Annotated in this window: 17 protein-coding genes; 7 read left to right on the plus strand and 10 right to left on the minus strand. The window is 62.8% G+C overall.

The window, feature by feature from the left end; all coding sequences use genetic code 11:
• On the plus strand, positions 1-978 hold a 978-nt coding region (locus ACFQ6H_RS16635), incomplete at its 5' end, for a DUF222 domain-containing protein (RefSeq protein ID WP_378647326.1).
• Positions 979-1,052: 74 nt separating this feature from the next.
• Here the strand turns inward: ACFQ6H_RS16635 and ACFQ6H_RS16640 are convergent.
• Entirely contained in the window at positions 1,053-2,054 is a 1,002-nt protein-coding gene (locus ACFQ6H_RS16640; protein ID WP_378647327.1) for a PHP domain-containing protein, read from the minus strand.
• Positions 2,055-2,114: 60 nt separating this feature from the next.
• On the opposite strand from ACFQ6H_RS16640, the gene ACFQ6H_RS16645 reads away from it, so the two are divergent.
• Both ACFQ6H_RS16645 and ACFQ6H_RS16650 read left to right on the plus strand, forming a co-directional pair.
• The gene (locus ACFQ6H_RS16645) at positions 2,115-2,525 is read left to right on the plus strand and encodes a TIGR03668 family PPOX class F420-dependent oxidoreductase (protein WP_378647329.1); all 411 of its coding nucleotides are present in this window, start codon (positions 2,115-2,117) and stop codon (positions 2,523-2,525) included.
• 144 nt (positions 2,526-2,669) lie between these two features.
• A complete protein-coding gene (locus ACFQ6H_RS16650) occupies positions 2,670-3,419 on the plus strand; it encodes a cyclase family protein (protein ID WP_378647442.1) in 750 nt (249 codons plus the stop codon).
• Here ACFQ6H_RS16650 and ACFQ6H_RS16655 read toward each other — a convergent pair.
• The 4 genes from ACFQ6H_RS16655 to ACFQ6H_RS16670 form a co-directional block, all read right to left on the minus strand.
• Positions 3,364-4,995, minus strand: coding sequence for a diguanylate cyclase (locus tag ACFQ6H_RS16655; RefSeq protein ID WP_378647331.1), 1,632 nt, complete (start codon positions 4,993-4,995; stop codon positions 3,364-3,366). The two genes, ACFQ6H_RS16650 and ACFQ6H_RS16655, sit on opposite strands and share 56 nt — an antisense overlap.
• A gap of 149 nt (positions 4,996-5,144) precedes the next feature.
• Positions 5,145-6,023 (minus strand): metal ABC transporter permease, encoded by an 879-nt coding sequence (locus tag ACFQ6H_RS16660; protein ID WP_378647333.1) that lies wholly within the window; start codon positions 6,021-6,023, stop codon positions 5,145-5,147.
• A 3-nt stretch (positions 6,024-6,026) separates the two neighbouring features.
• On the minus strand, positions 6,027-6,758 hold the full coding sequence (locus ACFQ6H_RS16665; protein ID WP_003942501.1) for a metal ABC transporter ATP-binding protein: 732 nt from the start codon (positions 6,756-6,758) through the stop codon (positions 6,027-6,029).
• Positions 6,755-7,681: a metal ABC transporter substrate-binding protein gene (locus tag ACFQ6H_RS16670; protein WP_378647335.1), complete on the minus strand. Its 927-nt coding sequence runs from the start codon at positions 7,679-7,681 to the stop codon at positions 6,755-6,757. Before ACFQ6H_RS16670 ends, ACFQ6H_RS16665 begins: the two co-directional genes overlap by 4 nt.
• 77 nt (positions 7,682-7,758) lie before the next feature.
• Here ACFQ6H_RS16670 and ACFQ6H_RS16675 point away from each other — a divergent pair, with 77 nt between their 5' ends.
• Together ACFQ6H_RS16675 and ACFQ6H_RS16680 are read left to right on the plus strand one after the other, a co-directional pair.
• On the plus strand, positions 7,759-8,436 hold the full coding sequence (locus ACFQ6H_RS16675) for an SDR family oxidoreductase (protein ID WP_378541253.1): 678 nt from the start codon (positions 7,759-7,761) through the stop codon (positions 8,434-8,436).
• A 139-nt stretch (positions 8,437-8,575) separates the two neighbouring features.
• Entirely contained in the window at positions 8,576-9,484 is a 909-nt protein-coding gene (locus ACFQ6H_RS16680; protein ID WP_378647337.1) for a TIGR04222 domain-containing membrane protein, read from the plus strand.
• Here ACFQ6H_RS16680 and ACFQ6H_RS16685 read toward each other — a convergent pair.
• From ACFQ6H_RS16685 to pdhA, 5 genes are read right to left on the minus strand one after another with little or no spacing between them, the layout of a single operon-like run.
• Positions 9,419-10,519: a Glu/Leu/Phe/Val dehydrogenase dimerization domain-containing protein gene (locus ACFQ6H_RS16685; protein WP_378647339.1), complete on the minus strand. Its 1,101-nt coding sequence runs from the start codon at positions 10,517-10,519 to the stop codon at positions 9,419-9,421. The genes ACFQ6H_RS16680 and ACFQ6H_RS16685 overlap by 66 nt on opposite strands.
• A gap of 25 nt (positions 10,520-10,544) precedes the next feature.
• Positions 10,545-11,924 carry a dihydrolipoyl dehydrogenase gene (gene lpdA, locus ACFQ6H_RS16690; RefSeq protein ID WP_378647341.1) on the minus strand — a complete coding sequence of 460 codons (1,380 nt, stop codon included), beginning with the start codon at positions 11,922-11,924 and terminating at the stop codon, positions 10,545-10,547.
• A complete protein-coding gene (locus ACFQ6H_RS16695) occupies positions 11,924-13,147 on the minus strand; it encodes a dihydrolipoamide acetyltransferase family protein (protein WP_378647343.1) in 1,224 nt (407 codons plus the stop codon). Before ACFQ6H_RS16695 ends, lpdA begins: the two co-directional genes overlap by 1 nt.
• Positions 13,144-14,148 carry an alpha-ketoacid dehydrogenase subunit beta gene (locus tag ACFQ6H_RS16700; protein WP_378647344.1) on the minus strand — a complete coding sequence of 335 codons (1,005 nt, stop codon included), beginning with the start codon at positions 14,146-14,148 and terminating at the stop codon, positions 13,144-13,146. Before ACFQ6H_RS16700 ends, ACFQ6H_RS16695 begins: the two co-directional genes overlap by 4 nt.
• 2 nt (positions 14,149-14,150) lie before the next feature.
• Positions 14,151-15,278 carry a pyruvate dehydrogenase (acetyl-transferring) E1 component subunit alpha gene (gene pdhA, locus ACFQ6H_RS16705; RefSeq protein ID WP_378541241.1) on the minus strand — a complete coding sequence of 376 codons (1,128 nt, stop codon included), beginning with the start codon at positions 15,276-15,278 and terminating at the stop codon, positions 14,151-14,153.
• A 154-nt stretch (positions 15,279-15,432) separates the two neighbouring features.
• Between pdhA and ACFQ6H_RS16710 the strand changes: the two genes are divergently transcribed.
• Positions 15,433-15,903 carry an Lrp/AsnC family transcriptional regulator gene (locus ACFQ6H_RS16710; protein ID WP_378445192.1) on the plus strand — a complete coding sequence of 157 codons (471 nt, stop codon included), beginning with the start codon at positions 15,433-15,435 and terminating at the stop codon, positions 15,901-15,903.
• Positions 15,904-15,949: 46 nt separating this feature from the next.
• Entirely contained in the window at positions 15,950-16,774 is an 825-nt protein-coding gene (locus tag ACFQ6H_RS16715) for a DUF692 domain-containing protein (RefSeq protein ID WP_378541239.1), read from the plus strand.
• Positions 16,775-16,962 lie beyond the last annotated feature (188 nt).

Raw genomic sequence — 16,962 nt, forward strand, 5'->3', positions numbered from 1 at the left:
TGCCGCGACACACTCCTCGCCGCAGCATCCGGAACCGAAGCAACCACCGTCAAACTGCGCTACGCCATCAGCGTCCTCGAGCACATGTTCGAATCCGACGACCCACCACCAAGCGAAGACACCGACCGCAACGAACTCCGCATCTCCCCCACCCTCAACGGAAGAGTCGCCGTCCGAGGCGATTTCGACGGTGTAACCGGCGAAATGCTTCTCTCAGCCCTCTCCAGCCTCTCGATGCCTACCCCCGCCGAGGACGGCACACCCGACAAACGATCCGCCGCCACACGCAACGCCGACGCCATGGCAGAACTCATCCGGCGCTACCTCGACAACGCGGCCACCGGCATCGACGGCGGCCAACGCCCACACCTGAACGTGCACATCAACGCCAAAGATTTAGCGCTCCATCGTGAATGCGCCTCCACCACAGGCCACTCAACAGGTGATGCCTCGACACCCGACCTATCCGACGGTGACGACCTCGACACCCTGGACCTTGGCATGCCGGATCTCGACAGGCCGGATCTTGGCATGCAAGATCTCGATGTCGGGCACATGCCCTGGATGGGACCGCTGAGCGTCGGCCGCACCCGCATGATCGCCTGCGACTGCATGCTCTCTAGCGTCCTCCTCGACGAGAACGGTGCCCCACTCGACGCCAGCCCACTGAAAAGGCTTGTCACCGCGGCGCAACGCACCGCACTGATCGCCCGAGACAAAGGGTGCGCCTTCCCCGGCTGCGACTGCGTCCCCGCCTGGACCGACGCGCACCACATCAAACACTGGGCCAAAGGAGGACCAACCGTCATGGACAACCTGGTCCTACTCTGCCGATCCCACCACACCCTGATGCACCGAAAACCCGGATTCACCGGGCAATGGGAAATCCGGATGGGCACCGATCACCTGCCCTGGTTCATCCCACCACCCGGCATCGACCCCGACCAGAAACCCCGCCGCTCCACCACACGACTCTGAACCCGGAGGTCACCGAGCAAACGCCTCGGTGACCCATTCCGGCGTGCTCGGAGTGCACTCACTTGCCTGTGATCTCAATTGCCCGCCCACTCCAGAAGGTTTTCGGCGGTCCAGGTATTGATCACTCGATCCGCTTCGACGCCGCACTTTTCGGCCCGGTCACAGCCGTAGCCCTGCCAGGCCAGCTGACCAGGAGCATGGGCGTCGGTGTCGATGGAGAAAAGACAATCCAGATCGCGGGCCAACTCGATCAAACGCGATGGCGGGTCACGACGCTCCGGTCGGGAGTTGATCTCGACGGCGGTGCCTGATTCTCGGCAGGCCTCGAACACTTTCTCCGCATCAAACTGCGACTCGGGACGGGTTCCGCGAGCACCCTCGACGAGACGTCCGGTGCAGTGTCCGAGAATATCGACACGCGGGTTCCGCACTGCAGCAAGCATTCTGCGGGTCATCGCTTCGCTCTCGGACCGCAGCTTGGAGTGCACGCTCGCCACCACGATGTCGAGTTCGTCGAGTAGATCTGGATCCTGATCCAGTGAACCGTCTTCGAGGATGTCCACCTCGATTCCCGTGAGGATGCGGAAGGGCGCCAGTTCGGCATTCAACCCGGATATGACGTCGAGTTGAGAACGTAGACGCTCCGCGGACAGCCCGTTGGCAACAGTGAGGCGAGGCGAATGGTCGGTGAGAGCGCAGTAATCGTGGCCAAGTGCTGCTGCGCGTCGCATCATCTCTTCGATGGGGCTTCCGCCGTCGGACCAGTCGGAGTGTGTGTGGAGATCGCCGCGCAGGGCTTGGCGCAACGGGCCGTCTCCGATGGGCTCGGCCTGCTCGCGCAATTCTGCGAGATATTCGGGGACGCCGTCGTACGACTGGGCGATGATCGTTGCAGTTTTGGGGCCGATGCCGGTGAGAGCCTTCCAACTGTCGGCTTTACGGCGAGACTCCTTCTGCTCGTCGGACAATCCTGCGAAGACCTCCGCGGCTCGGCGATAGGCCTTGACGCGGTGCGTTTCGGCGCGTGATCGTTCGAGCCAGTAGGCGATCTCCCGAAGCGCTTCATCCGGTTCCATGAGACCACTGTTCCGTCAGCAGCGGCTTGCGGCAACCCTTGATCCACTTACGCTGTGAATATGGACGACCCGAGAGCACGATTTGAAGCCGCGCGGGTGGCTCACCTGGCAACGGCCGATGCGGCCGGCGTTCCGCACATCGTGCCGCTGGTATTCGCCCTGGTCGGCGAAACTGTCTATTCCTGCGTCGACCACAAACCGAAAACCACCACCGCGCTTCGCAGGCTCCGGAACATCACCGAGACGGGGCGCGCAAGCCTTCTGGTCGATCATTACGACGACAACTGGTCCGCACTCTGGTGGGTCCGCGTCGACGGACACGCGGAGGTTCTCGAACCCGGCACTGAGGAGTCCGAGAGCGCAATCGATGCCTTGGCCACGAAGTATCCGCAGTACGAAGATCACCGACCGCACGGACAGGTGATAGCTGTCCGCGATGTGAAGTGGTCGTCATGGTCGGCGGCAGCCTAAGGTTCTGCCCTAGTGTTCAAGGAGCGAAAGTGATTGCAACACTCTCAATTCGGACAAAATGGTGGGGGATCGATGAAACGACGGCAGTTACTTCAGCGCGCAGCCACAGGTCTGGCGCTGGTAGCGGGACCTCAGGTGATCGACATGGGTAGCAGTTCCGGAAGCAGCCAAGACGCGGCAACGCCGGACGAGCTGTCGTCAGTCGTTTCGCTCTCGCACGTGAACGACCCCGCGACGACGCCGGTGTTTCCCGGCGATCCCGAGTTCACTCTCGACACAGCGGCAACCATCGCAGACGACGGCTACTACCTTCAGTACGTCAAGGAGGGCGAACACACGGGCACACATTGGGGCGCGCCGGCGCACTTCCAGGAAGGCGGCCTCACAGCCGACCAACTCGATCCGGCCGACCTCTTCCTGCCCGCGGTGAAGATCGACATCCGAGACAAGGCTGCCGCCGATTCGGACTATGCGCTCACCGTCGCGGACATTCAGGAGTGGGAGACGCGCAACGGCAAGATCCCCGATGGAGCGGCCGTAGTTCTCTGGACCGGATGGGAATCGCGCTGGGGTAGCGAAGAATATGCCAACACCGATGCGGAGGGCGTCACCCACCAACCCGGCTTCTCGGTGGACGCGGCGCAGTGGCTGATCGACACCGGGCGTCTGGGCACCCGCGGAGCATTGGGAACCGACACGTTCGGTCCCGACCTCGGAAACGACGAGACCTACCCCGTCTCGACGCTCCTGTACGACAAGCATCGAATCAGCCTGGAGAATCTGAACAATCTTGCCGCCCTCCCAACCACCGGGGCGAGCATCCTTGTCGGTGGCGCGATCAACAAGGCCGGATCGGGTTCACCGGCAACGATTTTCGCACTCCTACGGCGCTAGTCTTTGCGGCGATCGCGGTAGACGGCGGTCGCGAAAGACGATCGCGGTAGACAACGACAGCGCCCTTTCCACTTCTCTTCGCGTCGTACATCGCCGCATCGGCCTGGCGAAGAAGAGTGTGCGCACTGAGTGGTTCGTCCCCGGACCCGAACTGCGCGGCCCCGAACGACGCGACACCGACGCTCGCGCCTACCGATACCGAAATGTCGCCTGCAATCCCATCACTACTGAGAGCGTCGACGATCCTTCGAGCTACGACGACAGCTTCGTCGATCGGGCCCTGCAGGAGCACTGTGAACTCGTCGCCCCCGAATCGAGCGACAAACGCACTCTCGGGAACCGCTTCGCGCAGACGTGCTGTGAGGGCAACCAGTAAACGATCACCGGCTGGATGCCCGTACTGATCGTTGACCTGCTTGAAATCGTCCAGGTCGACAAGCATCAGCACCCGTTCGGACTTCGTATGGCGGTAGTCGTCGATGGCACTTGCGAAGTGCTCGTCGAACGCGGCCCGGTTGGCGAGTTCGGTGAGTGGGTCGTGATGTGCTCGGTACCGGAGCTCGTCCTGGGCAGCGGAGATCTGTTGGAGGAGCGCGTCGTTCTCGAGGAGCGTGAGTATTTGGCGCACCAGCGCGAGAACCAGCACCACGACGCCGAGTATCACGACCACGGCATCGAGGTTGCCGACGATGAGGGCCTGAACCGTCACGATCGTCGCGATGACCGCGATCAACAGGTACGGCAGCAGCAATTGAGTCCGATCACTTCGCCAGTGTTGTTGAGCTGTGCGCGACCGTGGCTCAGCTCGTTCGGTCAACGCCGCCAGCGCGATCAACGGCGGGCCGGCGATGAACCCCGCGTCGGCGATTGTCGGCATACTCTCGGCGCCGATCGCCACCAAGTACGCGTACAGGCTGTCCGAAAGGGAGAGCATCACCAACCCGCACCCGAGGAACGTCAGCGGTTCACGGATCTCGGCTACGGCCTTCGGTCCGATGACCATCAGCAAGACCATCGCGATCAGAACGAAGTCGGTGATCGGATACATCACCGCGACGAGAAACCCGAGAGAGCCAGTCGGACCGGTGTGCACGACGGCGCCGAGGGCAGTCGTCCACGTGAGGATGAACAATCCACCGACCACGACCAGACCGTCGAGCGTCAGCACCATCCAGAGGTGGATCGGACCGATCGCCTCACGTCGGGGCGACTGGCGCACCAACGACAGAAGCGCCGGCACGGCAAACACCGGGAACATGAAGAAACCGATGTCCGCAACCGACGGCGACGGAAGGGGAACGTGCAGAACCGAGCGGTAGAACGCCCAGAAGAACATCCCGAGAGTCCAGCCGGCCATACCGAGAGCCATCAGAATTCGCCAACGACGCTCGACGCCGTGATGGCGCCGCGATGTCCACCAACAGACCGCAGTCGCGATGGCACCGCCGACGAGCTGGGCGATATCGTCCACCAGAACCGAAGCTCGTGGGCTGAGCAGCCCGGATCCGGCGAGGGCGATGACCGCGACAACGACGCCGAGAACCAGCCACGTGCGTCGTGCTCGGAACTGCGTCATCGAAGAACCCATCGGTGTTCAAGGCGTCACCACCGATTGCCTTGCGGCCGCCATCGTTGCGGCCGAAATGTTCGTGGTGACGAATGCCCGTACGAACCTACCCGATTTGGTAGCGGATTGTTAACTGGACGAACGATCAAGATCGCTCACTACGCCACGGCGCTGTATTCCACCCGGGCCCTACGCCGCTGCGAAGTCCATTTCGCGATGACCCCTTGCGACGGGCTGAACAGGTACACCAGGGCGAACACGATGCCCTGTGTCATCACGACCATGCCACCGGAAGCCGTGTCGAGGTAGTAGCTGACGTAGATACCGGTAATCGCGCATAGTGCGGAGACGACGGGAGCTATCACCAGCATCCGTGAGAACTTGTCGGTGAGAAGGTAGGCCGTCGCCCCGGGGATGATCAGCATCGCCACCACCAGCACAACTCCGACAGCTTGCAGCGCCACTACCGACGTGAGTGCAAGCACTCCGAGGAGCAGGGCGCCGAGGCGTTTGGGGGAGAGACCTATCGCGTTGGCATGGACCGGGTCGAAGGCGAACAACGTCAGATCGCGCCGCTTGATCAACAGAATGCCCAGCGCCAACGCGCCGAGTATCGCGACCTGCAGAAGATCGGACGAGCTCACACCCAGCAGGTTGCCGAAGATGATGTGATTGAGATCGGTTTGGCTGGGGGTCACCGAGATGAGAACCAAACCGAACGCGAAGAGAGTCGTGAAGACGATTCCGATCGCGGCGTCCTCCTTGACGCGACTGGTGTTACGGATCAGCCCGATCAGGGCGACGGCGATCAACCCGAAGATCAAGGCCCCGATGGCAAATGGAGCGCCGACGACGTAAGCCAGGACGACACCGGGCAGTACGGCGTGTGAGACGGCATCACCCATCAGCGACCACCCGATGAGCACCAACCAGCAACTGAGCACCGCGCAGACAACCGCCGCCACAACCGCAACGGCCAACGCGCGCACCATGAATCCGTACTGGAGAGGATCGAGGAGCAGTTCTACGATGTTCATCGATCAGGTCCTGTCCATCACGTCGAGACCGAAAGCCAGGGCGAGGTTTTCCGGTTGAAGCACGGTGTCCGGGTCGGAATGCACCAGGACCTTGCGCATGAGCAGAACTGCCTCGTCGCAAAGTTTCGGCACCGCGTGGAGATCGTGGGTCGAGACCAAGATCGACCGACCGTCGGAAGCCAACTCTCGTAGCAGCGTCGATATCGTTGCCTCGGAGCGCTTGTCGACGCCCGCAAACGGCTCGTCCAGCAACAGTATCGATGCATCCTGCGCAATGCCGCGTGCCACGAACGCGCGCTTCTTCTGACCACCCGAGAGCTGTCCGATCTGGCGATCCGCGAATTCGGTGAGTTCCACCCGCTCGAGCGCCTCGGCCACCGCCTCGCGATCTGCGCGCCGCGGACGCCGCAAGAACCCGAGATGGCCGTATCTGCCCATCATCACGACGTCACGCACGCTGATCGGGAAGGTCCAGTCGACGTCTTCACTCTGCGGCACATATCCGACGCGGCCGCTCTTCCGCGCAGTGGCTGCGTCGAGGCCGGCGATTCTCACAGAGCCGTTGTCCGGCTTGATCATTCCCATGATGACCTTGAACAGGGTGGATTTGCCTGAACCGTTCATGCCGATCAGTCCGCAGACGCTACCCGAGTTCAACGTCAGATCGACGTGGTCCAGTGCGTGGACCTCGCCGTAGTGAACGCTGACGTTTTCGACGCGAATGGCTTCGTTCATGATTTACCGCCGGTCAGACCGCCGAGGATGACGTCGGTATCGTGGCGAATCATGTCCAGGTAGGTGGGCACGGGACCGTCGGCTTCGGACAGCGAATCGACGTACAGCGTTCCGCCGAACTTCGCGCCGGTCGCCCCGACGACTTGCTGCATGGGCGCATCCGAGACCGTCGACTCGCAGAAGACGGCGGGAACGGAGTTGGCCCGGACGAAGTCGATTACGGCGATGATCTGCTGCGGCGTCGCCTGCTGCTCGGCGTTGACCGGCCAGATGTACGCCTCGCTGAGTCCCGCATCCCTGGCCAGATAGGAGAACGCACCCTCGCAGCTGACAAGTGCGCGCTGACCTGCGGGCAATGCCGCCAGGCCACTGACCAGGCCGTCTTGCACCGCTTGCAGTTCCGCCTTGTACTTCGCGCCGTTCTCCGCAAATGCCGCGGCATTGTCCGGATCGAGGTCACTGAACGCCGTCACCATGTTGTCGACGTAGATCTGCGTATTCAGTGGAGACATCCACGCATGCGGATTGGGCTTGCCCGCATAGGCATCACCGGCGATCGGGATGCCTTCGACGCCATCGCTGACCACGACGTGTGGCACATCCAGTCCGTTGACGAACTTGGCGAACCAAGCCTCGAGGTTCATGCCGTTGTCGAGGATCAGGTCCGCCTCATTGGCGCGGCGAATGTCCCCGGGTGTCGGCTCGTAGCCGTGAATTTCCGCTCCTGCCTTGGTGATCGACTCGACGCGCAGATGATCGCCCGCGACATTCTGGGCAATGTCCGAGAGCACGGTGAACGTGGTCAGCACTACCGGGCGGTCGTCGTCGGAAGCGGAATTCACTGCCGAACAGCTGGAAAGAAGCAGGGCGGCGAGGGCAGCAATTCCCAGGCGGCGGAAATTCTTCGCGTCGCGAGTCGTCATGTTCAAACTCTAATATGTGGGTAAACAAATACACAAGTTCGTCTCGCCGAACATTCCTCACTCGATAGGCTCGGACCATGCGTCCTACTGCCTTGATCACCGGTTCCAGTCGCGGCCTCGGAGCTGCCATCGCACGCGAACTGGCGCCGACACACGACCTGCTGCTCGGTGCACGATCCGCGCAGGCCCTCGAGCCGATCTGCGCCGAACTGCCTGGATCGACGCCACTGCCCCTCGACCTCACGGACTACGACGCCGTCGCAGTCGCCGCCTCCTCCATCACGACGCTCGACGTGCTGGTACACAACGCCGGCGTGGCCGACATCGGAACCATCGAGGAATCCTCGGTCGATCAGTGGCGACGCACCCTCGAGGCAAACGTCATCGCCGTCGCCGAGCTCACGCGCGTACTTCTGCCCGCGCTTCGTGCAGCCGGAGGTCACGTCGTGCTGATCAATTCGGGTGCCGGGCTTCGCGCCAACGCCGGATGGGGCTCGTATGCGGCCAGCAAGTTCGCCCTGCGCGCCTTCGGAGATGCGTTGCGCCTGGAAGAGCCGTCACTGCGAGTCACCTCCATTCACCCCGGACGGATCGACACCGATATGCAGCGCGACATCGTCGCCGGTGAAGGCGACGAGTACGACCCGGAGCGCTTCCTGAAGGCCTCCACCGTGGCCCGAGCCGTACGCACTGCCGTCGAAACACCGTCCGACGCACACCCCACGGAGATCGTGCTCCGACCTACCGGCCGGTAAATCCCCAGTTCGCCGGTAACGGAATGGTGACGATGACCATCCGGATATCGCTTTCCACCGGACTGGCCCGATACTGACATCAGTTGTCGGACAAAGAGACTGGATCTCTTCACAGGAGTTCATCGAGAGGTGGTGTGCAATGCATAATCATACGGATACGTGGGGAATTTCCAGCCAGACCTTCCTTCAGTGGTACCTGGTGGCAGCCGCCGTCGCGATCGGGCTCTCGCTCTACAGCCGAATGTCTGCGCGCCGGTCACCCGTGGTCGTCGACGCCGTTCGTCGACCTCTCACTCCTCCCGAGATCGGCGCTTTGACCAGTGACTACCAAGCGGTGCTGGCGTCGATGGCTATTCTGCGCAGCGCCGAGCTGATCAGCACCGAAGGCAAGACCAAGCTGGCGCTCACTGCCGAGGACAAGAGTCGTCTCGACTGGTTCACCCGCACAGTGCACAAGCGGCTCGGCAACGGAAAGGTCCCGCTGCGGCAAGTGCGTCTGATGGGGCGGCTGAACATCGCACTCGCACAACTACGTACGACGCTGATCGACGAGGGTTACCTGCAGCGCCCGCAGGACGGTCTGACTGCTGCCCTTCGGACCGTTCCGATCGTGGCGATAATTGCTCTCGGCGTTGTCCGACTCATCGCCGGGATCACCGGCGGAAAGCCGGTCGGGTTTCTGCTCCTGACCATCATCGTTCTCGCGCTGATGATTCCGCTTCTACGAATCAAGCGTCGCCGTACGGCGTTGGGCGACAGCGAGCTTCGACGTCTCAAGCACGAAAATTCCTACCTCTCGCCGAAACTGCGACCCTCGTACACCAGCTACGGTCCGTCGCTCGCCGGACTCTCGGCAGCGCTCTTCGGTTCGGGCGCTCTGGTCCTGATCGATCCGGCGCTCGCGGGGGCCGTGGCTGCGGGTGCCGCGTATAGCCCGGGCGGTGCCAGTTCCAGCTACTACAGTTGTGGCTCCTCTTCCAGCTCATCCGGCTCGGACGGCGGTGGCGGCAGTGGGAGCAGTTGCGGCGGCGGTGGGTGTGGGGGATAGCCGCGCACGCGCGAGCAGGAGCGCGGCGTCCTCGGTAGTGATGCCACGTTCCTCGCTCAATGAATACACCTCGTCCAACGTCCGGCCGATCCCTCGGGTTCGCTCCACGACGTCGTCTTCGTTCCAACCCAGGACTTCTCGCCCCACCAGGTGAAAGGCCCCGCCCGCATTGGCCACAAAATCAGGAGCACAGAGAACCCCGCGGCTTCGCAGAACCTCGCCGGCAGCCGCATCGGCCAAGATGTTGTTCGCTGCGCCGGCCACTGCGAGAGCCGGAATCGACGCAGCAGCAGCGGAATCGATAATGCCTCCCATCGCGCAGGGAGCAAAGAGGTCACACGGAGTTCGGAGTACCTCGCCCGCAGGAACGACCGTGTGCCCCGCGAGCGACGCCGCCTCGAGGCGCTGCGGGTCCGTATCGGCAACGAGCAGACGTGTCCCAGCCTGCGCCGCGAGGCGGGCAACATCGCCGCCGACGGCGCCGAGTCCCTGCACGAGTACCGTTCGGCCGTCGAGTGTTCCGAGTCCGCGGCGACGCGCCGTGGCTTTCATCGCTTCGAACACGCCCAGAGCGGTGGCGTGCGCACTGGAACCGGCCCCACCGTTGTCGACCGAACGCCCGAAGACGTATTTGGTGGTGCGGCTGAGCTGATCCATGTCGGACGAGTTGGTGTTGACGTCAGGACCGGTCCAGTAGTTTCCTTCGAGCTTGTCGATGTTCTCGGCGTGGATGTCGAGGATACGGGACCAGGTTGCGGGGTCGATCTGATTGCGCGGTGCAGGTAGTGCTATCACCGACTTCCCGCCTCCCATCGGTAGATCGGAGACCGCCATCTTCAAAGTCATTGCGCCGGCGAGCTTCCCGGCGTCCGCCAATGCGTGACCGATGGAGGGATAGTGAGCGGCCCGCGTGCCACCCGACGCCGGTCCCAGGCGAGCGGAGTCGATTCGAATCACGAAAGTCGTGCCGGTCTCCCGATCATGGCGTGTGACGGTCAGTTCACCGTCCCAGCGCAGTTCGTCGTCGATACTCATAACAAATCCTCTTCCAGTCTCGGGGTCAGTTGTGCGCGTGCAGTGGTGTTCCCGCGAGTGCGAGCATGGCCTCGCCCAACGCTTCGTTCTGGCTGGGGTGTGCGTGGATGAATCGCCCCACTTCGTCGGGAAGTGCCTCCCAGGCAACGGCCAACTGCGCCTCACCGATCAGTTCGCCGACGCGATGTCCTACCAAGTGGACCCCGACGACAGGGCCTTTCGTTCCGCTGCGAATCACCTTGATTCCTCCGGTAGTCCGCAGGATCTGACTCTTGCCGTTACCCGCCAGGTCGTAGACGACGGTGCAGATGTCGCCGTACTGCGTGCGCGCCGCCTCTTCGCCGAGTCCGACTGATGCAACTTCCGGATGTGAGTACGTCACGCGAGGAATCAGATGTTCGGCGACCGGTATCGGATCCTTGCCGGCAATCTGTTCGGCCACAAAGATTCCCTGCTGGAAGCCGCGGTGCGCCAATGCAAGACCGGGCACGATGTCCCCGACCGCGTACACACCGTCCACGGCCGTACGGAGTCGTTCGTCGGCGACGACAAATTCATTCTCGAGACTGATTCCGTTTTCTGCGAAACCGATACCGCTCGTGCGGGGTCCGCGGCCGACGGCGACCAGCAATACGTCGGTATCGAGTATTGTTCCGTCGCCTAGTTCGATGCGGACCGAATCAGCTGCTTCTTTCGCGGAAACCATCTTTGTGCCTGTCTTGCAGACGATTCCGCGTTTGCGATAGGCCCGTTCGAGTTGCTTCGACGACCACGGATCCTCAGCGGCGATCAGTCGGGGGAGTGCCTCGACGATGGTCACTTCGGCACCGAAGGAGCGCCAGAGGCTTGCGAACTCGACGCCGATGACACCGCCGCCCAGCACTGTTGCGCTGGTGGGCACCTGGTCGAGTTCGAGTGCCTGGTCACTGGTGAGGATCCGTCGGCCAAGTTCGATGCCGGGGAGCCGCCACGGATACGAGCCGGTAGCCAGAACGAGTGACGTTCCGGTGTAGCGGGTTCCGTCGACGTCGATGCTTCGCCCACCGACATACGTCCCGGATCCGTTGACGATGGTGATCTTGTGTTGCGCCAGCAATCCTTTCAAGCCGCCGTACAGCCGCTCGACTGTCCCGTTCTTGTAGTCGTGCACCTGCGCGACGTCGATGCCGTCAAATGTTGCCCGGACACCAAATTGCTCACTGGTGCGTGCAGAGTCGGCAACCTCGGCGGAATGCAGCAGTGCCTTGGTCGGGATGCATCCGCGGTGCAGGCACGTTCCGCCGACCTTGTCTGCCTCGATCAGCGTGACCGACAACCCGAGTTGGGCGGCGCGGATGGCACAGGCGTAGCCGCCCGATCCTCCACCGAGGATCACGACATCACTGTGCTGTTCTGCAGTTGTCATCAGAGCCTTCCCAGGACGCGGATCGGGTTCTCGATGTAGTCACCGAAGAGCCTCAGGAATCCGCCGGCTTCGCCCCCGTCACAGACGCGGTGGTCGAAGCTCAACGAGATCTGAGCAACCTTACGGACGGTCAACTCGCCGTTCACCACCCACGGCTTGTCGATGATGCGTCCGATGCCGAGGATCGCCGCCTCGGGATGGTTGATGATCGGAGTCGATCCGTCGACGCCGAATACTCCGTAGTTGTTGAGTGTGAAGGTACCGCCGGTCAGGCGGGCGGGTTCGAGTTTGCCGTCGCGAGCGAGTTCGGTGGACGTCCGAAGTGCTTGTGCGAGTGCGACGGTACTCAAAGAATCAGCATTGCGAATAACCGGGACCATCAATCCCTTCGGCGTCTGTGCAGCGATTCCGAGGTTAATGTGGGGGTGTCGGACGATCTCGCCTCGAGCAGTGTCGACCGACGAGTTCAGTTCGGGGTACTGCGCCAACGCCGCGGTGGTCAGCCGAGCCAGCAGTGCCATCAGGCTGATCTTGTCGGAGTCGGGCAGTGCTTTGTTGATCTCGACACGCGCCGTGAACAGTTCGGTGGCGTCGACGTCGACCCAGGTTGTTGCGTCCGGGATCTCGCGGCGGCTGGTGGACAGCTTGTCGGCAACCACCTTGCGTAGTCCCTTGATCGGGATTCTCTGGTCGCTCGCGTGTGACGTTTCCGTTTCCGGGCCGAAGTTTGCCCCGGCCTCGACGTCGGCGCGCGTGATGACTCCGCCAGCGCCCGATCCGGAAATCGCAGCCAGGTCGATACTGTTGTCAGAGGCCAGTTTACGAACGATCGGCGAGATCACACGTACCGACGGAGCAGCTCTGCGGCGGCGCAGAGGTGCATCCTCGCTCGTGCCGTACCCAATCAGGACGTTGCCCGAACCGGCGCGTTCCTCCTCGCGGTAGCGCTCGTGATTGGCCGAGACGACCACGTCCGCACTCTCGCTGCCACTCACAGTGATCAGCGGCGTACCCACCTTCAGGGTGTCGCCGTCTTTGCCATGGAGTTCGATCACGGTTCCGGCGAACGGGATGGGCACGTCCACAGCAGCTTTCGCAGTCTCGACCTCGACGACGATCTGATCGATGGTGACCACGTCGCCGACCTTGACATGCCACTCCGCGATGTCCGCCTCGGCCAGACCTTCACCCAGGTCAGGGAGCATGAATACCTGATTGCTCATGCCGTCACCGCCCAACGGGTGTCCGGGGCGTCGTTCCACTGCAGGCGGTCGACGGTATCGAGGACTCGGTCGACGCTGGGCAAGTGGTGACGCTCGAGCTTGGGCGCGGGGTAGGGGATGTCGAATCCGCTGACGCGGAGTACCGGGGCGTGGAGATGGTGGAAGCACCGCTCCTGCACTCGGGCAGCAATTTCCGCACCCACACCGGCAAAACCTTGCGCTTCCTGGATGACGATGCAGCGTCCGGTCTTTCGCACCGACGCGGTGACCGTTTCGTCGTCGAACGGAACTATCGAGCGGATGTCGATCACCTCGATGTCGCGGCCCTCGGCCGCGGCGGCATCGGCGGACTTCAGTGCAACGTCCACGGACGGACCGTAGGCAATGAGCGTCGCGTCACGACCGGGGCGACGGACGACGGCGCGCCCGATCGGCTCACGTGCGGTCAGTTCGACATCTGCTCGCGCGAAGTACAGCTTCTTGGGCTCGAGGAAGATCACGGGGTCGGGGTCCTCGATTGCCGAACGTAGCAGCGAGTACGCATCTTCGACCGTGGACGGCGCCACAACCTTCAGGCCGGGTGTGTGCGCGTAGTAGCCCTCGCTGGAATCACAGTGATGCTCTACCCCGCCGATACCGCCGGCAAAAGGAACGCGGATGACGATCGGGATCGACAACGCGCCTTTGGTGCGGTTGCGGATCTTCGCGACGTGGGAGGCGATCTGCTCGAATGCCGGGTAGGCAAACGCGTCGAACTGCATTTCCACGACCGGACGAAAACCGGCCATTGCCATACCGATTGCGAATCCGATGATGCCGGACTCGGCGAGTGGAGTGTCGAAGCATCGGTCGTCGCCGAAGTCGCGGGTGAGGCCGTCGGTGACGCGGAAGACGCCACCGAGCGTGCCGACGTCCTCACCGAAGACGACAACGTTGTCGTCCGCGGCCAGAGAGTCCCGTAGTGCGGTGTTGAGAGCCTGAGCCATCGTGAGCATGGGCATTGTCAGTTTCCCCCTGTGTCAGCGGCTTCGGCGGCAAGTTCGGTCTCGAGTTGCGCTTGTTGCTCACGCAGCTGCGGTGTCTGCTCGGCGAAGACGTACCGGAACAGATCGAGCGGATCGTGCGGGCGGTCGACATTCATGCCGGCGCGCAGCGTGGCGGCCTCTGCCTCGGCCTCTGCAGACAGCGATTCTACGAATGCGTCGTCGATCAGATCGTGTGCGCGCAGATACTTTTCGAGTCGCGGCAAGGGGTCTCGCCCAAGCCAGGCTTCAACCTCCGCGCTGTCGCGGTAGCGGGTGGCGTCGTCGGCATTGGTATGTGCGTCGATGCGATAAGTGTGTGCCTCGACGATGACCGGTCCATTTCCACTGCGGACGAAGCGCGCTGCCTCGTCCATGACGGCCATCATCGCGACGGGGTCGTTGCCGTCGACCTGCTCGCTACCGATCCCGTAGCCGACGCCCTTGTGCGCCAACGTCGGTGCTGCACTTTGGCGCGACAGTGGCACGCTGATCGCAAATCCGTTGTTCTGCACCAGAAAGATCACCGGCGCCTTGAAAACGGCGGCAAAATTCAGTGCTTCGTGAAAATCGCCCTCGCTGGTGGCGCCGTCACCGCAGAGCGCCAGCGCGACGGTGTTCAAGCCCCGGCGGGACTCCCCGTAGGCCACTCCCGCTGCGTGCAGCAATTGCGTCGCCAGCGGGGTGCACTGCGGTGCACTGCGAAGTGCGGCCGGGTCGTACCCGCAATGCCAGTCGCCGGCAAGCATGCTCAGAATCTGCACCGGATCGACACCTCTGGCGGCCAACGCCATCGAATCCCGGTAGGTGGGGAAGAGCCAGTCACGCGGTTCCAGACTCATCGCTGCTGCGATCTGACATGCCTCCTGGCCACGCGAGGACGGATACACGGCCAGGCGCCCCTGTTTGGTCAGCGCCGTCGCCTGCTGGTCGAAGCGTCTGCCCAGGAACATCTTTCGATACATCTCGATCAGGCGATCGTCGCTCGGTTTTGCGTAGCGGGCCTCGCTGCGCGTCAGTTCTCCGGCAGGGTCGAGGTATTGCACCGCGGAATCGGCCGGCAGGAACTTTTGATAGCGCAGTTCCCCCAAGGGCTCGACAAGTGTCACTTCTACCTCCAGAAGACGTTGTGTCCATCAGTATTCGCACTTTGGCGACGTAATGGCAGAAGGCATCGAAGATTCAAGACAAACGGCTTATCATGAGGATTCGGGCAGCAATATGTCCATCAACCGACTCGACTACCGAAGCAGGAATGGACAGATGGCCACCGAACCGCACACTCTCGATGCGATCGACCGCCGCATCATCGCCGAACTGGTCGCAGACAGTCGCATCTCCATGCGCGCGCTGGCCGAGAAGGCACACATTTCGCGCGCTCACGCCTACGTCCGCATCGAAAGGCTCGAGGACGCCGGAATCATCACCGGATTCACGACGCGGATCGCCCACGAGAAGGCCGGGCTCGGCTCCTCGGCATACGTGGCGCTCTCGATCAGGCAGCACTCGTGGCGGGGTCTGGCGGCGTCCTTGAAGGCCCTGCCGTTTGTCGAGCACTTCTCCCTCCTCGGCGGCGACTTCGACGTTCTGGTGCTGGTCCGTGCCCCGGACAACCGGGAACTACGCCACACCGTCCTGGAACAACTGCAGGGACTCGACGGGGTTCTCTCGACCAAAACATGGCTGATCTTCGAGGAGGGCAACGGACCGGGACCCAACTGGCTGCCCGCCTGATCCGTCTATAGTCGCCGTTAGCAGTTGCACACGGGAGGTGACTCGAATGACCCTGCACGGCCTGGGAATCGGTTGGCGCCCCGAGGTCTCCGGAATCATCGCTCAACTAGACGGCCTGGCGTTCTGCGAAGTCATTGCCGAATCCATCGGAAACGAGATACCTCAGCACCTCGGCTCGCTGGGAGTTCCGGTGATCCCTCACGGCATCTCGCTCTCGCTTGGTGGGGCCGAGGCGGTAGATCAGGCTCGGGTCGATCACCTCGCGCATACAGCCCAGCTACTGGACGCACCCTTGGCGAGCGAGCACATCGCATTCGTGCGGGCGGGCGGCATCGAGGCCGGGCACCTGCTCCCACTGCCGCGCACCTACGAAGCCGTCGACGCCTTGGTACGCAACATCACCCGGACTCAGGACGGTCTACCGGTGCCGTTTGCCGTCGAAAACGTTGCCGCTCTGTTCGACTGGCCGGACGACGAGTTGACCGAAGGGGAGTTTCTCGCGGAGATCGTCGAGCGCACCGGAGCCCTGCTGGTTCTCGACATCGCGAACGTCTACGCCAATGCTCTCAATCGCGGGCGTGATCCGTGGACCGAGCTGAGCCGGCTGCCACTCGAACGAATCGCCTACTGCCACATCGCCGGTGGCAGTCTCAGCGACGGTAAATACCACGACACGCACACCGATCCGGTACCCGAAGCAGTGCTGGAACTACTCGCGCAATTCACCGCGGCCGGTCACCATCCCGCGATCATGCTCGAGCGAGACGGCAACTATCCGCCGGCACTGGAATTGCTCGACGAGCTCGATGCCATCGCCGACGCAGCTGGTCTGGATCGCATCACCGCGGGCACCGATTGGTCACGCACATGAGCACGCTCGGTGAGCGTCAAGAGGCGCTGATTCGCGCACTGGTGGCGGGCGGCGAACTACCCGAAGGTTTCGACAAAGACGATGCTGCCGTTGTCTCGACGGCACTGCTCCGAAAGCGCGCAGGAGAAGTGGGGGGGGGGCCCCCCGGCGGGGGGGCCCCCCCACGCCGGAGGGGGTATGAAGATTTT

The organism is Rhodococcus sp. NPDC056506, assembly GCF_042794945.1.
GTDB lineage: Bacteria > Actinomycetota > Actinomycetes > Mycobacteriales > Mycobacteriaceae > Rhodococcus_F.

What these genes read in the sequence shown, in the direction of transcription:
- ACFQ6H_RS16695 (WP_378647343.1), bottom strand. Translation starts at nt 13,147, where the DNA reads ATGAGCAATCAGGTATTCATGCTCCCTGACCTGGGTGAAGGTCTGGCC.
- ACFQ6H_RS16660 (WP_378647333.1), bottom strand. Translation starts at nt 6,023, where the DNA reads ATGAACATCGTAGAACTGCTCCTCGATCCTCTCCAGTACGGATTCATG.
- ACFQ6H_RS16715 (WP_378541239.1), top strand. Translation starts at nt 15,950, where the DNA reads ATGACCCTGCACGGCCTGGGAATCGGTTGGCGCCCCGAGGTCTCCGGA.
- ACFQ6H_RS16675 (WP_378541253.1), top strand. Translation starts at nt 7,759, where the DNA reads ATGCGTCCTACTGCCTTGATCACCGGTTCCAGTCGCGGCCTCGGAGCT.
- ACFQ6H_RS16670 (WP_378647335.1), bottom strand. Translation starts at nt 7,681, where the DNA reads ATGACGACTCGCGACGCGAAGAATTTCCGCCGCCTGGGAATTGCTGCC.
- ACFQ6H_RS16665 (WP_003942501.1), bottom strand. Translation starts at nt 6,758, where the DNA reads ATGAACGAAGCCATTCGCGTCGAAAACGTCAGCGTTCACTACGGCGAG.
- ACFQ6H_RS16655 (WP_378647331.1), bottom strand. Translation starts at nt 4,995, where the DNA reads ATGACGCAGTTCCGAGCACGACGCACGTGGCTGGTTCTCGGCGTCGTT.
- ACFQ6H_RS16645 (WP_378647329.1), top strand. Translation starts at nt 2,115, where the DNA reads ATGGACGACCCGAGAGCACGATTTGAAGCCGCGCGGGTGGCTCACCTG.
- ACFQ6H_RS16700 (WP_378647344.1), bottom strand. Translation starts at nt 14,148, where the DNA reads ATGCCCATGCTCACGATGGCTCAGGCTCTCAACACCGCACTACGGGAC.
- ACFQ6H_RS16640 (WP_378647327.1), bottom strand. Translation starts at nt 2,054, where the DNA reads ATGGAACCGGATGAAGCGCTTCGGGAGATCGCCTACTGGCTCGAACGA.
- ACFQ6H_RS16680 (WP_378647337.1), top strand. Translation starts at nt 8,576, where the DNA reads ATGCATAATCATACGGATACGTGGGGAATTTCCAGCCAGACCTTCCTT.
- ACFQ6H_RS16685 (WP_378647339.1), bottom strand. Translation starts at nt 10,519, where the DNA reads ATGAGTATCGACGACGAACTGCGCTGGGACGGTGAACTGACCGTCACA.
- ACFQ6H_RS16650 (WP_378647442.1), top strand. Translation starts at nt 2,670, where the DNA reads ATGGGTAGCAGTTCCGGAAGCAGCCAAGACGCGGCAACGCCGGACGAG.
- ACFQ6H_RS16710 (WP_378445192.1), top strand. Translation starts at nt 15,433, where the DNA reads ATGGCCACCGAACCGCACACTCTCGATGCGATCGACCGCCGCATCATC.
- lpdA (WP_378647341.1), bottom strand. Translation starts at nt 11,924, where the DNA reads ATGACAACTGCAGAACAGCACAGTGATGTCGTGATCCTCGGTGGAGGA.